11 protein-coding genes and 1 riboswitch are annotated in these 15,297 nt (G+C 61.9%); of the genes, 6 read left to right on the top strand and 5 right to left on the bottom strand.

Annotated features, from left to right (window positions below):
• Positions 1-10 precede the first annotated feature (10 nt).
• Positions 11-1,201: a DUF2125 domain-containing protein gene (locus tag CIW50_RS23145; protein ID WP_149533716.1), complete on the top strand. Its 1,191-nt coding sequence runs from the start codon at positions 11-13 to the stop codon at positions 1,199-1,201.
• A gap of 72 nt (positions 1,202-1,273) precedes the next feature.
• Here the strand turns inward: CIW50_RS23145 and CIW50_RS23140 are convergent, their stop codons facing one another.
• Genes CIW50_RS23140 through CIW50_RS23130 form a run of 3 tightly spaced genes read right to left on the bottom strand, consistent with a single transcriptional unit; the run spans position 1,274 to position 4,198 of the window.
• The gene (locus tag CIW50_RS23140) at positions 1,274-2,215 is read right to left on the bottom strand and encodes a prephenate/arogenate dehydrogenase family protein (RefSeq protein WP_149533539.1); all 942 of its coding nucleotides are present in this window, start codon (positions 2,213-2,215) and stop codon (positions 1,274-1,276) included.
• Position 2,216: 1 nt separating this feature from the next.
• A complete protein-coding gene (gene hisC / locus CIW50_RS23135) occupies positions 2,217-3,320 on the bottom strand; it encodes a histidinol-phosphate transaminase (protein ID WP_149533538.1) in 1,104 nt (367 codons plus the stop codon).
• A gap of 26 nt (positions 3,321-3,346) precedes the next feature.
• The gene (locus tag CIW50_RS23130; protein ID WP_149533537.1) at positions 3,347-4,198 is read right to left on the bottom strand and encodes a chorismate mutase; all 852 of its coding nucleotides are present in this window, start codon (positions 4,196-4,198) and stop codon (positions 3,347-3,349) included.
• Positions 4,199-4,403: 205 nt separating this feature from the next.
• A riboswitch (SAM riboswitch) is annotated at positions 4,404-4,483 on the top strand.
• Positions 4,484-4,570: 87 nt separating this feature from the next.
• Here CIW50_RS23130 and metX point away from each other — a divergent pair.
• From metX to CIW50_RS23115, 3 genes are all read left to right on the top strand, one after another.
• A complete protein-coding gene (gene metX / locus CIW50_RS23125; RefSeq protein ID WP_149533536.1) occupies positions 4,571-5,773 on the top strand; it encodes a homoserine O-acetyltransferase MetX in 1,203 nt (400 codons plus the stop codon).
• Between the two features lie 2 nt (positions 5,774-5,775).
• Positions 5,776-6,462 (top strand): methionine biosynthesis protein MetW, encoded by a 687-nt coding sequence (gene metW / locus CIW50_RS23120; protein WP_149533535.1) that lies wholly within the window; start codon positions 5,776-5,778, stop codon positions 6,460-6,462.
• A 341-nt stretch (positions 6,463-6,803) separates the two neighbouring features.
• Positions 6,804-7,448, top strand: a complete 645-nt coding sequence (locus tag CIW50_RS23115; RefSeq protein WP_149533534.1) for a TIGR02594 family protein — start codon at positions 6,804-6,806, stop codon at positions 7,446-7,448.
• 6 nt (positions 7,449-7,454) lie between these two features.
• Here the strand turns inward: CIW50_RS23115 and CIW50_RS23110 are convergent, their stop codons facing one another.
• Entirely contained in the window at positions 7,455-8,228 is a 774-nt protein-coding gene (locus CIW50_RS23110; protein ID WP_149533533.1) for an MOSC domain-containing protein, read from the bottom strand.
• Positions 8,229-8,459: 231 nt separating this feature from the next.
• Here CIW50_RS23110 and clpB point away from each other — a divergent pair, with 231 nt between their 5' ends.
• Both clpB and CIW50_RS23100 read left to right on the top strand, forming a co-directional pair.
• Positions 8,460-11,099 (top strand): ATP-dependent chaperone ClpB, encoded by a 2,640-nt coding sequence (gene clpB / locus CIW50_RS23105; RefSeq protein WP_149533532.1) that lies wholly within the window; start codon positions 8,460-8,462, stop codon positions 11,097-11,099.
• Positions 11,100-11,609: 510 nt separating this feature from the next.
• Positions 11,610-12,503 (top strand): DUF1259 domain-containing protein, encoded by an 894-nt coding sequence (locus CIW50_RS23100; RefSeq protein WP_149533531.1) that lies wholly within the window; start codon positions 11,610-11,612, stop codon positions 12,501-12,503.
• Between the two features lie 44 nt (positions 12,504-12,547).
• Here CIW50_RS23100 and CIW50_RS23095 read toward each other — a convergent pair whose 3' ends face one another.
• Positions 12,548-14,608 (bottom strand): M23 family metallopeptidase, encoded by a 2,061-nt coding sequence (locus CIW50_RS23095; protein WP_246664427.1) that lies wholly within the window; start codon positions 14,606-14,608, stop codon positions 12,548-12,550.
• Between the last annotated feature and the right edge of the window lie 689 nt (positions 14,609-15,297).

Raw genomic sequence — 15,297 nt, 5'->3', positions numbered from 1 at the left:
ACGTCCCGCCATGTCCGAATATGCACAACCTGCCCAGCGCCGCCTCTGGCCGATTTTCATCCTGCCCGTCATCATCGTCGTCCTTGCGGCGGCGTGGAGCGGCTTCTGGTTCTATGCCGCGTCCAAGGTCGCCGAGAACGTCGATATCTGGCGCGCCCGCGAGGCTGCGGCCGGCCGCGTCTATGATTGCGCCAACCGTTCGGTCTCCGGTTTCCCGTTCCGGCTGGAAGTCCGCTGCAGCGGCGTCAGCGTTTCGCTGACGTCGCAGACCGCCACCCAGAATGCGACACAGATTCCGATCACCGCGAAGCTTGGCGAGATCGTCGTAGTCGCGCAGATCTATACGCCGCGGCTTCTGATCGCCGAATTCACTGCGCCGGCCGTGTTGTCCGACCGCGGTCAGCCGGCGATGGTGATGAATTGGGGCTCGGCGCGCAGCAGCATCACCGGTCTGCCCGGGACGCCCGACAGCGCCGATATCGTGTTCGACGACGTGTCACTGGATCGTTTCTCTGGGTCGGTGCAGGCGCCGACCGCACGCGCCAAACATGTCGAATTGCACGGCCGCACGGCGGCGAGTTCGACGCCGGACAAGCCGGTGATCGAGACCGCATTGCAGATCACAAGCGGCAGTATTGCCGATGTTCATCCGATCCTTGCAGCACCATTCGATGCCGATATCCGCGCACTGCTCAGTGGCCTCAAGGATATTTCGCCCAAGCCCTGGCCGCAGCGTTTCCGCGAGCTTCAGGCCGCCGGGGGCCGCGTTGAGATCGTGCAGTCGCGCGTCCAGCAGGGCGAGATCATTTCGCTGGCGACGGGCTCGCTCGGTCTGACCGCCGCGGGCAATCTCGATGGCGAATTGCAGATGACCGTGGCCGGCCTCGACAAGGCCGTTACGGCGCTCGGTATCGACAAGCTGCTGGAAGTCGGCGTGCCGCAGGAGACGCTCGATCGTCTCGCGCCGGGCGTGAGATCGCAGGACGTGAATAATATTTTGGGCGCTTTGGATCGTGCGATTCCCGGCCTCGGCAATTTCGCGCGCAGGAATGCCGGGGCAGGGCTGGCCGCCGGGGTCAATTCGATCGGCTCACCGGCGACGCTCGAAGGCAAGCCGGCACGGTCGTTCCCGCTGAAATTTGTCGATGGCGCGGTGTTCCTCGGGCCGCTGCGCGTGGCGCAGATTCCGCCGTTGTTCTGAGCCTTATATGTTCGTCATTCCGGGGGCGCGGCTTCGCCGCTTCGGTGCGCCCCGGAATGACGAGCGACGTTTCTATTCCGGCTTCTTCGTCAGCGCCTGATGCTTGCGTCCGAAGTCCGGCGCAGCTTCATCCTGGCCGATGCTGACGATGCCGCGGCGGATGGCGCGTGTGCGGGTGAAGTGCTCGAACAGCGCATCGCCATCATCGCGGCGGATCGCGCGCGTCAGCTTCGACAGGTCTTCCTGGAAGGTGCCTAGCATTTCCAGTACCGCATCCTTGTTGGCGAGAAACACGTCGCGCCACATGGTCGGGTCCGATGCTGCGATACGGGTGAAATCGCGGAAACCGCCCGCGGAGAACTTCAGCACTTCCGACCTCGTGACGTCTTCGAGCTCGTCGGCCGTGCCTACGATTGTATAAGCGATCAGATGCGGCAGGTGGCTGGTGACCGCGAGCACCAGGTCGTGATGCGCGGCCTGCATGATCTCGACATTGGCGCCCAATGCAGCCCAGAAGCCGGTGAGCTTCTCGACGGCCGCAGGGTCAGCGCCCTCGGGCGGCGTCAGGATGCACCAGCGGTTCATGAACAATTCGGCGAAACCGGAATCCGGGCCGGAATTCTCCGTGCCGGCTACCGGATGCGCTGGAATGAAGTGGACGTTATCCGGCAGATATTCGGCCATCGCATGCAGCACGGAGGCCTTTACCGAACCGACGTCGGACACGATGGCTCCGGGCGGGAGATGTGCCGCGATGCTTTTTGCCACGTCGCCCGCCACGCCGACTGGCACGCAGGCGATGACCAGATCGGCGTCCTTCACCGCGCTGGCATTGTCGTCGGCGATGCGGTCGGCGAGCTTGATCTCGGTGGCGCGCGCACGCACGGCCGCCGAATTGTCGGTGGCGACCAGTTCACCGGCAAGGCCGAGCTGCTGAATGCCGCGCGCCAGCGACGAACCGATTAGGCCGAGGCCGATCAGCGCGATACGTTTGAAGGGCGGCGTGGCGCTCACGTCATTGCCCCGAATTCGATGCCATGAATTCACGCAGCGTCTCGATCACCAGCCTGTTGGCTTCCTCGGTGCCGATGGTCATGCGCAGCGAGTTCGGCAGGCCGTAATTGGTCACCGCGCGCAGCACCAGCCCGCGCCTGGTCAGGAACGCATCGGCATCCACTGCGGTCTTGCCGGTCGCCGGAAAATGCATCAGCAAGAAATTGGCCACGCTTGGCGTCACCTCGATGCCGAGCTTGGTGATTTCCTCGGTCAGGATGCTGATCCACTTGGCGGTGTACGTGCGCGACATCTCGACATGGCCGGTGTCCTCGATCGCCCCCACCGCGGCCATCATCGCCGGCGCCGAGACGTTGAACGGCCCCCGAATCCGGTTCATGGCATCGACGATGTGGGCAGGGCCGAACATCCAGCCGATCCGCAAGGCGGCCAAGCCGTGCACCTTCGAGAAGGTGTAGGTGGCGACGGTATTCTCGGTGGTCTTCGCCAGTTCCAGGCCGTTATCGTAGTCGCCCTTGGTCACGTAGTCCCAGTATGCGGCGTCGAGCACCAGCAGCACGTGCTCGGGCAGGCCGGTGCGCAGGCGCTTGATCTCGGAAGACGGCAGATAAGTGCCAGTCGGGTTGTTCGGGTTCGCCAGCCACACCAGCTTGGTGCGCGGCGTGACGCAGTTCAGGATCGCGTCGACATTGCAGGTGAAGTTGGTTTCCGGAGCGACCACATTGGTGGCGCCGTTCGCCTGGGTAGCAATCGGGTAAACTAGGAAGCCGTGCGCGGTCGAAATCGCCTCGTCGCCGGGGCCGAGATAGACATGCGCAATCAGGTTGAGAATTTCGTCGGAGCCGGCACCGCAGATGATCTGCGCGGGATCGAGGCCGAAGCGGTGGCCGAGCGCCTCGCGTAGCACCTTCGACGTGCCTTCCGGATAATCCTCGAGATGCGCGACAGTGGTGGCAAAGGCGTCCTTGGCGCGCGACGATGGGCCGAACGGCGTCTCGTTGGCCGACAGCTTGTAGGTCTTGCGGCCGGGCTCCACCACCGGGCTCTTGCCCGGGGTGTAGGGCGCGATATCGAGAATGCCGGGTTTCGGCACGGGACGGGACATCTTCAACTCCAGAACGTCAGATTGGCTTACGAACGCGGTGCGTCGTTGGCGGCCACGGTATAGCGGGTTGCGTGGCTGCCGACGAGGGCCGTCGAGCGCACCGAGGCGCCGGCTTCGATCAGCGCCGACTTGATCTTGTCGAGGCTCGAGGCTCGCGTGATCGAGATCAGCAGCGCCGCGCCGTCAAAGGCGGTATCCGGCACGGCGACGATTTCGGCCAGTGGCGACAGCGCGCGCGCGGTCTCGGCATTCCAGCCGGACACCCGCACGCTCCACATCTCGACCTCGGTCACCATGGCACTGTCGGCGACGCGCGACACCACAAACACGGGAAGCGCGGCCGGATGGTCGGCGCGTTCGATGAACGGCAGGCGCGCGATGATCTTCGGGGCACCCTGTGCTTCCAGCGGGATCCACCAGGGCGTGCGGCTGGACGTTGCCGAGACCAGTGCGAGATCACCCTTGGACTTCGCCACCGCCTCGACCGCTGCAGCGGCGCTGAAATGCGCGACGTAGGGCACGGTGAAGCCGAAGTGAAAGCGTGCAGAATCCCGCATCGCGCTCTCGCCGAGCGACAGATCCGCATGTACCGAGAACGGCGCCTGCACGTAAGTAAATGTCGAGATAATCACCCGCCAGATGCTCTCGACGGTGTCGATCGGCAGGATGCCGCGATGGCGCTGCACCAGACGGCGCATCATGTCGGCCTCACGCGCCGGCCGGAAGGCGGAGCCGACCTCCTGGGTCTGCTTCACTGAAATCAGTCGGTCGATGATGTCGCCGCGCTGCATCAACAGGGCGTGAACCTGCGCGTCGATGCTGTCGATCTCTTTGCGCAGCTCGTCCAGCGAGGGCGGGGCAGGTGGTAATTTCGACATGTTCAAAACCTTCGGAACGGGAGGCGTGAATAGGTCCCGTCAAGCTTGGCCGGCCGGCTCCAGGGAGCCAGCGGGCACGGCCATTGATTAGGTAAGACGGTGCCGGAAAGCAAAGAAAACATGGCGGATTTGGCCGCAGGGCAGTTGGGCAATTTGACCGGGCTATCCCTATATTGACGGGAGGCGAGCGTGGGACTAATATCTTCATCACTTCCGTGGTCATTTGAGCCGGCCGGCTTGCAGCCACGTTAAACAACTTGCTAAACAGGCCGGGGACAGTTTGATCCCGGCCGAACTATTTGTTCAGGCCGGGTTTTTTATGGCCTGATTCCGGTTTTGGTTTGAGAACCTCCTGAGGAGGCCGGTATCAAGATGGTAAATGTCGAACTGGTGAAGAGTCCTGTCGTGCGGCCCGATGAGCGCCGGCAGGAAGTGGATCATCCGACCTCCCTGGTCGCCGCCTTTGGCATGGATCAGCCGTTGCGGCTGGATTGTGGTGTTGATCTCGCGCCGTTCCAGATCGCGTACCAGACCTACGGAACTCTCAACGCCGACAAATCCAATGCCATCCTGGTCTGCCACGCGCTGACCGGCGACCAGCACGTCGCCAATATCAACCCGATCACCGGCAAGCCCGGCTGGTGGCAGACACTGGTGGGCCCGGGCAAGGCGCTCGATACCGAGCGCTACTTCATCATCTCCTCGAATGTGCTTGGCGGTTGCATGGGCTCGACCGGCCCGGCGTCGACCAATCCCGCTACCGGCAAGATCTGGGGGCTGGATTTTCCGGTCATCACTATTCCCGACATGGTGCGTGCGCAGGCGATGCTGATCGACAGCCTCGGTATCGGCCAGCTGTTCTGCGTCGTCGGCGGCTCCATGGGCGGTATGCAGACGCTGCAATGGACTGCGGCCTATCCGGAGCGCGTGTTCTCCGCGCTGGCGGTCGCCTGCAGCACGCGGCATTCGGCGCAGAACATCGCGTTCCACGAACTGGGTCGTCAGGCCGTGATGGCCGATCCCGACTGGCGCGGTGGGCGCTATTTCGAGGAAGGCACGCATCCGCATCGCGGCCTCGGCGTCGCGCGCATGGCTGCGCATATCACCTATCTGTCGGATGCCGCCTTGCACCGCAAATTCGGCCGCCGCATGCAGGACCGGGAGTTGCCGACCTTCTCCTTCGATGCGGATTTCCAGGTTGAAAGCTATCTGCGCTATCAGGGCTCGTCCTTCGTCGAGCGCTTCGATGCCAATTCCTATCTCTATCTGACGCGTGCGATGGATTATTTCGATATCGCCGCCGATCATGACGGCAAGCTATCGGAAGCGTTTCGCGATACGCAGACGCGCTTCTGCCTGATGTCGTTCACGTCCGATTGGTTGTTTCCGACAGCGGAATCGCGTGACGTTGTGCATGCGCTGAACGCTGGTGGCGTGCGCGTGTCCTTCGCGGAGATCGAGACCGACAAGGGCCATGATGCCTTCCTGCTCGACGTGCCCGAATTTCTCGATATCGCCGGTGCCTTCCTGAACTCCGCAGCCTCCGTGCGCGGCCTGCCGGTCGTGGGAGCATAGAGATGGAGCTTCAACAAAAGGTTTTGCCGTTGAAATCCGCGGTGGCGACGCCGGCGCCACGCGGCACGCAGGACTATCGCGGCGATCACCTCCTGGTCGCGGAGATGATCAAGCCGGGCTCGAAGGTGTTGGACGTCGGCTGCGGTGACGGCGATCTGCTTCAACTGCTCGAAAGCCGCGGCATTGATGGCCGTGGCATCGAATTGTCGCGTGAGGGCGTCAACCGCTGCGTCGGCAAGGGTCTTGCCGTGGTGCAGGGCGATGCCGATACGGATCTCATCAACTATCCCGACGATGCGTTCGACTACGTGATCCTGTCGCAGACGCTGCAGGCGACGCGGCAACCACGCGTCGTGCTGGAAAATCTGCTGCGTATCGGCCGCAGCGCCATCGTGTCGTTTCCGAATTTCGGTTTCTGGAAGATGCGCGTCCAATTGCTTGTCGGTGGCCGGATGCCACGCACCGAGAACCTGCCGGCGACCTGGTACGACACGCCGAATATCCACTTCTGCACCATCAAGGATTTCGTGCAGTTGTGCGATGAGATCAACGTTAAGATGGAGCGCGCCGTTGCACTCGATCTCTATGGCCGTCCGCTGCGTCTTAATGCGCCGTGGTGGTTCTGGAACATGTTCGGGGAGCAGGGTGTTTTCCTGCTGAGCCGCGCGAGTAAATCTTCGCAGCCCTGATAGCGTGTAGATTTCTGCCGGATGGAAGCAGAAATACCGCGTCTTGCGCGATCTTTTTGCCGTGTGCCGCAAGGCGATGCACGCCAAAGGTGTGCTTAAAAAGCTAATTTAAAAAGGTAATATAGGTGCGCCTTGCGTGAGGCGGGCGGCTGCTATGTCTATACGTATTGCAACCGTTGAAGTTGAGGCGATTCACTCTGTTGTCGCCGTTAAAAAAACGTCATCTGCACCGTTAGAGGTCTTGTTATCGCCATACCAACTTCGTTACCACGCCCGTCCCGATTGTTGGCCCGCGTATTTGGGCCGATGGGGTTCGGGGGTGTTAAGAGGAAAAATTCGGTATGGTTCAGTTCTATGCGTATCGCCGTGCACTTCGCATTTCGGCTCTTGCGGTGTGTTCGGCGGCAGTACTCGCTTCGGTCTCTCCTGCGTCAGCACGACCCCAGCACGGCGCATCGCGTCATTCGCATCACGTCGGCAAGTACACACACAGCACGCGTCATCACGTCCGGCATCGCGCGCGCTATGCGCGGCGTAGTGCCCAGGTCGAACAGCAGGCGCCTTCGTTCGGCGACTCCGCTAATTTCAATAACGCCAACGCAAGCATGAACCAGCCATCGGGCGGTTTCGGCGGTTCCGGCATCGTTGACGCTGCACGCAGCTTCATCGGCCGCGGCAATCCGACGGCGCGCGGTCGCTTGTGGTGTGCAGCGTTCATGAATCTTGTCTTGAAGCGTACCGGCCATCAGGGCACCGGTTCGGATATGGCGCGCTCGTTCTCAAGCTACGGTCAGCGCATCTCCGGCCCGCAGGTCGGCGCCATCGCTGTGATGTCGCGCGGTCGTCGCGGCGGTCATGTCGGTGTCGTCTCGGGCGTCGATGCCAAGGGCAACCCGATCATCGTCTCCGGCAATCATGGTAACCGCGTCGCCGAGTCCGTCTATTCGAAGGGCCGCATCTACGCTTACGTGATGCCGACGAGCTGAGCTCATCTATTCTTCGACAACGATCTTATCACCGGCGGCGATCGTGCCGCCGGTGATGACCTCAGCGTAAATTCCGCAGTCGGCATGGCCGTAGGTCTGCAGCAGCGTCTTCGGAATCGTCAGATCCCGTGCTGCCGTATCCGGATCGACATTGGTCGCCGCGCAGCGGACGATGCGCTTCACGACTTTGAGCCTGACACCGCCGATGGCGAGCGTCCGGTCGATCAATTCGAATTCATGCCAGGCAGGCCAGCCCGCTACATGCAGGTTGCCGCGGAAGCGGAGCGGATGCACCGGCTGCCCGACGGCCTTTTCGAGATCTTTGACGCTGGCAAGGTTGATGATCGACACCACCTTGCGCGGCACGTCCGAAAAGCTATGGCCGTCCGCGAACAGCATCTTGGGTGGTCCGCGCAATTCATCGGCAAAATTCGCAGCGAAGAACGCTTCGATCTCCGCACGTCCTTCGGCCGTCTGCAGATCGGCTCGCGCTGCCTCCACATTGTCCTGCCGGATCGTCAGCGTGTGGCTGGCGTCGTCGTAATGGCTGCGCAGCGCCGCCAGGCGTTCGTTGCGCATCAGCATCAGAAACTGGGTCTTGGGAAAATATTGCGGTGCTGCCGGGTCGAACCCGATCGGGCCGTTCTCGATGGCATAGCGGCGGTCGGCCGGCAGGGTCTGGCCGGGCGTCAGCGTGACTTCTTCCAGACGTTCGGGCGTCAGGCCCTTTACGGGGTAGCGGTAGATGCTGGCAACGCTGGCGTAAGGCTGTTCGGGCATGGTTCCGGTCTTAAGAGATTTGGGCCCGCGGCGCCATCGCCTGGCCGATTGGAATTTTATGCGGACCCCTTCCGTTTTCGGAACCCACTGCCCACATTTGCATCAAGCTGGATTTGACGCCAGCGACGACCGCGGCCGATTGACGACTATCAATGCGGCCCGTGGAAACCCAATGAAGATGCCCCATCCGTGCTTTCGAGGCGGGCAGGGCAGGCCGAGGGACAACATACGATGAATATTGAGAAATACACCGAACGAGTGCGCGGCTTTATCCAGTCGGCGCAGTCACTGGCCGTGCGCGAGGGCCATCAGCAATTCTCGCCGCTGCATATTCTGAAAGTGCTGCTGGACGACAGCGAGGGTCTGGCCGGCGGCCTGATCGACCGCGCCGGTGGCAACTCCCGCGCCATCCTGAAGGCGACGGAAACCGAACTGGGCAAGATGCCCAAGGTCTCGGGTGCCGGGGCCGGTCAGGTCTATCTGGCGCCAGCGACGGCGCGCGCTTTCGATGCTGCCGAACAGGCCGCCGACAAGGCCGGCGACAGTTTCGTCACCGTGGAACGGCTGTTGCTCGCGCTCTCGCTCGACAAGGATTCGGAGGCGGGCAGCCTGCTCAACAAGGGCGGCGTCACCCCGCAGAATCTCAATGCTGCGATCAATGCGCTGCGCAAGGGCCGCACGGCGGATTCCGCAACGGCCGAAAACGCCTATGACGCGCTGAAGAAATATGCCCGCGACCTGACCCAGGCCGCGCGCGACGGCAAGCTCGATCCGGTCATCGGCCGCGACGAGGAAATCCGCCGCACGATTCAGGTATTATCGCGTCGAACCAAGAACAATCCCGTGCTGATCGGCGAACCCGGCGTCGGCAAGACCGCCATCGTCGAAGGTCTCGCGCTGCGCATCCTCAACGGCGACGTGCCTGATAGCATTAAGGACAAGAGCCTGCTGTCGCTGGATCTCGGTGCACTGATTGCCGGCGCGAAATATCGCGGCGAGTTCGAGGAACGGCTGAAGGCCGTGCTGGGCGAGGTCACCGCGGCCGAAGGCGGCATCATCCTGTTCATCGACGAAATGCATCAGCTGATCGGCGCCGGCAAGGGCGATGGCGCGATGGATGCGTCCAACCTCTTGAAGCCTGCGCTCGCCCGCGGCGAATTGCATTGTATCGGCGCCACCACGCTCGATGAATATCGCAAGCATGTAGAGAAGGACGCAGCGCTGGCGCGGCGTTTCCAGCCGATCTTCGTGGCGGAACCGACCGTCGAGGACACCGTCTCGATCCTGCGCGGCCTCAAGGACAAATACGAACAGCATCACGGCGTCCGTATCACGGACTCTGCGCTGGTCGCCGCCGTGACGCTGTCGAACCGCTACATCACCGATCGCTTCCTGCCGGACAAGGCCATCGATCTGATGGACGAAGCCTCGGCGCGGCTGAAGATGCAGGTCGATTCCAAGCCTGAAGAACTCGACTCGATGGACCGCGAGATCATCCGGCTCAAGATCGAGCAGGAGGCCTTGAAGAAGGAAACCGACGCCGGCTCGAAGACCCGGCTCGAAAACCTTGAAAAAGAACTCGCCGATCTCGAAGAGAAGTCGGCAGCGCTGACGCAGCGCTGGTCGGCCGAGAAAAACAAGCTGTCGAATGCGCAGAAGCTCAAGAGCGAGCTCGACGGCCTGCGCCTTGAGCTCGCCGAGGCACAGCGTCGTGGCGAATATCAGCGCGCGGGGGAGCTCGCCTATGGCCGGATTCCCGACCTTGAAAAGCGGCTGGCTGATATCGAAGCCAACGAGAATGCCGGCGAGATGATGGAAGAGGCGGTCACCGCCAACCACATCGCGCAGGTGGTTTCGCGCTGGACCGGCGTGCCGGTCGACAAGATGCTTGAAGGCGAGAAGGACAAGTTGCTGCGGATGGAGCTCAGCCTCGGCGAACGTGTCGTCGGCCAGGCCGAAGCCGTGCGTGCGGTCGCGACAGCCGTTCGTCGTTCGCGTGCGGGTCTGCAGGATCCGAACCGGCCGATTGGCTCGTTCATGTTCCTCGGCCCCACCGGCGTCGGCAAGACCGAACTGACCAAGGCGTTGGCGTCATATCTGTTCGACGACGAGACCGCGATGGTGCGCCTCGATATGTCCGAATATATGGAGAAGCACTCTGTCTCCCGCTTGATCGGCGCGCCTCCGGGCTATGTCGGCTATGATGAGGGCGGCGCGCTCACCGAAGCTGTGCGGCGCAGGCCCTATCAGGTCGTGCTGTTCGACGAGGTCGAGAAGGCGCATCCGGATGTGTTCAACGTGCTCCTGCAGGTGCTCGACGATGGCCGCCTGACCGATGGCCAGGGCCGCACCGTCGATTTCCGCAACACGCTGATCATCATGACGTCGAATCTCGGTTCGGAATTTCTGGTCAATCAGCCTGAGGGTGAAGATACGTCAGTGGTTCGCGAACTGGTGATGGGCAATGTCCGCGCGCATTTCCGGCCGGAATTCCTCAACCGCGTCGACGAGATCATCCTGTTCCACCGCTTGCAGAAGAGCGAGATGGGCCGGATCGTCGAAATCCAGTTCGCGCGGCTGCGCAAGCTTCTCGAAGATCGCAAGATCACGCTGGTGCTGCAGGACGATGCCCGCGACTGGCTCGCCGACAAGGGCTGGGATCCCGCCTATGGCGCCCGCCCCCTGAAGCGCGTGATCCAGCGCAGCGTGCAGGACCCGCTGGCCGAGATGATCCTGGCCGGCGACGTCAAGGATGGGGACCATGTCGACATAAGCACCGCCGGCAACGTCCTCACCTTCAACGGCAAGGCCTCGCAGACCGCCGAAATCGCGGCGTTTGAGACGCCGGTGCCGAAGCGGAAGCTGAACTGAGGCAGATGAAGTTAAAGAGAAAGCCCCTTCCCGCCGCGCGGGGAGGGGCTTTCCCGTTTTTAATCTCAAAATCTATCAAGACTTACGTGGTGATCGTCATCATCGGTAGCGGCGGGCGACAATGAAGCGGCTCATCTAGCTACGCGGAATCTCTGACAACAGCTTCGCCAATGGTTCCGTCGGAATTGTCACAACTTCGCCAGTTGACATCTGGAGTCCGAGTAATTGTATTCCGCGCATGGGGATTGCGATCTCCCCACGAGGCGACATGCTGAAGTATCGCGTCCCGTTTTTCACGAGGGCGCAGCCGTGTCGACACAGATCTCGAATTCCATCGATAAGCCCGCAGTTCGATCGGTACGCTCATGCCGACGGCGCGTCGTCAACTGCGCGCTGCCGCCATGCTAGCCAGCATCCTTCGTAAGCTAACCAACCGATCGACAATAACTCCGAGCAAAAACTTCGGGCAAACAATGACAACGAGGGCCGGGCGTTACAAGGAGATGAGCCATGAAAAAACTGCTGTTCAGGCTGATATTGGCAGCCGCAACAAGCTATCCCAGTCTCGCGGGCGCTGCAGACATCGATTGGAAGAAAGTCGATGCGGCGCTGGGAAAGAATGCGACCGTTTCGGGTGATATTCATCGTTACGGTTTGCCCAGATCCGACCTCAAGGTGACGCTCGAAGGCGTCACCATCAAACCTGCCCTAGCGCTCGGAGGGTGGGTCGCCTTCGCGCCAATGCACGGCGGGGCGATGTTGATGGGCGACCTGGTGTTGCTCGAAACCGAAATCACACCGGTCATGACCAGGTTGCTCGACAGCGGGCTCGACATCACCGCCATTCACAATCACATCCTGCGGGCTTCACCCGCGACTTTTTACATGCACGTTGGCGGTCACGGCGATCCCGAGAAAATGGCGACCGCCATTCGCTCGGCGCTGGCGTCTGCCAGCAAGACACCATTCGACCCGCCGCCAGCCACGCCAAGCCCGGCACCGGCTGTCGATCTCGATACCGCCAAGCTCGACACCTTGCTGGGCGGCAAGGGCCTGGCCAATGGAGGCGTCTATCAATTTAACATCCCGCGCCGTGATCCTATTATTGAAGCGGGTATGACCGTGCCGGCGGCGCTCGGCGGCGCCAACGTCATCAATTTTCAACCGACGGGCGACGGGAAGGCCGCCATCACCGGCGACTTCCTGGTGACAGGCGACGAGGTGAATCCGCTGATCCGTGCCTTGCGGGCGGGGGACATCGAGGTCACCGCCATTCACAGCCACATGCTCGATGAACAGCCTCGGCTGTTCTTTGTCCACTTCTGGGCCAACGACGACGCCCAGAAACTCGCACGCGGCGTTCGTACCGCCTTGGAAAAAACCGCGATCGCCAAAATCCAGTGAGCCTGATTACAGGCTTCGGTATAGGGGGCCGGCCGGCAAAAAGCTCAGCGGTTGCTGGTCTGCCGGACCGGCAATGGCCCGGCGGTACCGGTCGCGTCCGAGACCCGCGCGCTGCCGCGGTTGCTCATCTGGGCGTCGAGACGGTCGCGTTCTTTCTCGAAGCTGGCCATCAGCGGGCCTTCGAGTGAGCGGCCGCGCGGCAGTTTCACGCGCATCGGATCGACGAAGCGGCCGTTGACCAGAATTTCGTAGTGAACATGGGCACCGGTGGACATGCCGGTCGAACCGACGAAGCCGATGACCTGGCCCTGCCGCACGCGCTTGCCGGGCTCCATGCCCTTCGCGAAGGCCGACATATGACCGTAGGCAGTCTCGTAGCCGTTATTGTGCTTGATGCGGATATATTTGCCGTAGCCGCCTTCCCAGGCGGCCTTTTCGATCACGCCGTTGCCGGATGCGAAAATCGGGGTGCCGTAGGGCGTCGACCAGTCCACGCCGGTATGCATCTTGGTGTAGCCGAGGATCGGGTGGCGGCGGCCGCCGAAGCCCGAACGCATGATGGCGTTATTGACGGGTTTGCGGACCAGGAACTTCTTCGCGCTCTTGCCGGTCTCGTCATAGTAGTCGACGACGGAGTCGTCAGCGGTCTGGAAGCGATAATATTTCTTGGTTTCGCCGCCCACCGTGAGCGAAGCGAACAACACTTCGGTCTTTTCGGTGATGATGGCGCCTTCGTCTTCGCCGGCAAAGAACACGTCGAACGAGTCGCCCGGCTGGACTTTGCGCTGGAAATCTACGTCATAGGAGTAGATTCGGATCATGTCTTCGATGACGGTGGCCGGGACCTTGTTGCGTAGCGCCGTCTCGTAAATGCTCTGATAGAGCCGCACGCCGGTGCCGTCATCCTCTTCGTCATCATCGGAAGCGCTCGGCGCTTCGGCGACGGTGTTCATGCTGGAGACATCGACGGCGACGTATTTACCGAGATCCGAAAGCGCTGCGACCGCCTCGATGGTGGACTCGTTGGCGACAATCACGCGGTAGGGCTGCAAACGTTGGCCCGGTCCGGCCGGCGACATCAGAATGCGAACTTTCTGGCCTTCCTTGAGGCCGCCGTCGCGGCCGCGGGCGCCCAGCGTCGTAGCGATCGCCTTGGCTTCCTCGGCCATCGCGCCTTGGTCGCGCAGGATGGTCAGGATGGTGTCGCCCTTCTTGACGATGTGGATGCGTTCGCCATTCGGGTTGCCGCCGGTGACCTGCTCTTTGGTCTTTGCCAGCAGCGTGACGTTTTCCGGCACAATACGGGTTTCGAAGCCGGCATAGGGATCGGCCGTGGTGCCTTCGGCGGCGTAGGCCATCTTCATATCGGGCTGGCCGCCGATATCGCCGGTGGCGCTGGCGACCGTCGTGTACCGAACGCCGGTATTGCCGCGCCAGTTGGAGGCGTCGCGCACGCGCATCAGCACTTCATCGATGGCAACGCTGGCGCCGATCTTGGCTTTCGGCAGCACCTGACCGAGATCGCGGGTGACGAAGGAGACTTCGGCATCGGGCTCGACGGCATTCGGATTGATCGCGGCGTCGTCGCTGTTGGGAGCGGGGCTGCCGACATCGGTCAGCAGGCGCTGTGCATTGAAGGGCGGGATCTTGGCGCTGAGATCGCTGGTGGCCATGACCAGATTGCCGGAGATCCGGATGAAGGGCCGTACACGCATCACGTCGCGATTGCCGACGCGGGTCACGGTAGAAACCTTGAGTACCTGGCGCGCGGCGGAAGACTCACTCGGCGGCGGCAGGCGATCGCTCTTGTGCAGGCTGGCTTGTTTGTCGCTGGCGCTAAAGGCGCCACGCAGCGCGCCTTCGACACGCTCGGGTACTTTGGCAAAAGTCATTTCGCCGTCGAGCGATGCAAAAACGGCGCCGCCGATCAGAGCCGCGCCGCAGAGACCTGTGAGGATAGTACCGCTGAACCATTGTACCGAGACGCGGCGGCGATCGATCACCGCAGCTTCGGAGCCGTCAACGGAAAGCGGCGGCTCGTGGCCGAGATCGATCATCCCGGTCTCACGATTATAGGCGCCACTGCGTGACAGTCCGTGGTTCAAACCGACATCCCCCGAATTCCCAGCATCATGCGAAGAGTCTTCCCCAGGCACATCGCATTAATGGTCGAACAGTGCGCGCCAAAATGCTGGCCGAATGGACGAACGTCAATGCCGCAAACTCTTTCGCTGTCTTCTCGGCCCAGAAGAGCGGTGCGATGACGCAGCTCGTTCCCTGGGGAGGCCAATGAGCCCAGATCCCGTCCGACTGACCCCGAAAAAGTTTCAGGGGCGACGCAGAATCTTTGCACAAGGCATGCTCAGAACGTCGGAGGAATGTGGCTCTTGTACGGCGTCACCCCTGAAAAACCTACGCTTTTTGCCTCGCCGGGCGTCCTCCACAGCACGTGACGATTTTCTGACGAAGGGCGTTGACAGTTTCGGGTGAGGGGGCCTATAACCCGGCCACTGAGCGCGGCGGCGCCGGGGCCCACCGGCCCGGGCGGTTGTCTGTGTCTCGGAAGCTCATCACCGCGAAGAGTGCTTCAGTAGCCGATAGGTGTCGGCTGCTGATCTGTTGTCGGGTGATTGTGCGACAAGAATTTCTCCCTTGGTGGAGAGTGACGCTTCGGCGTTGGGCTGTTTGACAAGTTAAATTGAAGAAAGAGAAACGTGGACGGCGGAGTCCTTGCGGATCTCGTCTGATGAAGCTTCGGCTTCTGAAGCGAGGTCGGACGAAAGACTTCGGCGGT

This window comes from Tardiphaga sp. P9-11, from assembly GCF_008329525.1.
Lineage (GTDB): Bacteria > Pseudomonadota > Alphaproteobacteria > Rhizobiales > Xanthobacteraceae > Tardiphaga.
The sequence above is the reverse complement of the archived record's forward strand: the minus strand, read 5'-3'. Positions and strand labels throughout refer to the sequence as shown.

Bases quoted from the DNA above. Each gene is read 5' to 3' on its own strand.
- CIW50_RS23145 (WP_149533716.1), top strand. From the start codon at position 11: ATGTCCGAATATGCACAACCTGCCCAGCGCCGCCTCTGGCCGATTTTC.
- hisC (WP_149533538.1), bottom strand. From the start codon at position 3,320: ATGTCCCGTCCCGTGCCGAAACCCGGCATTCTCGATATCGCGCCCTAC.
- CIW50_RS23130 (WP_149533537.1), bottom strand. From the start codon at position 4,198: ATGTCGAAATTACCACCTGCCCCGCCCTCGCTGGACGAGCTGCGCAAA.
- metX (WP_149533536.1), top strand. From the start codon at position 4,571: ATGGTAAATGTCGAACTGGTGAAGAGTCCTGTCGTGCGGCCCGATGAG.
- metW (WP_149533535.1), top strand. From the start codon at position 5,776: ATGGAGCTTCAACAAAAGGTTTTGCCGTTGAAATCCGCGGTGGCGACG.
- CIW50_RS23115 (WP_149533534.1), top strand. From the start codon at position 6,804: ATGGTTCAGTTCTATGCGTATCGCCGTGCACTTCGCATTTCGGCTCTT.
- CIW50_RS23110 (WP_149533533.1), bottom strand. From the start codon at position 8,228: ATGCCCGAACAGCCTTACGCCAGCGTTGCCAGCATCTACCGCTACCCC.
- clpB (WP_149533532.1), top strand. From the start codon at position 8,460: ATGAATATTGAGAAATACACCGAACGAGTGCGCGGCTTTATCCAGTCG.
- CIW50_RS23100 (WP_149533531.1), top strand. From the start codon at position 11,610: ATGAAAAAACTGCTGTTCAGGCTGATATTGGCAGCCGCAACAAGCTAT.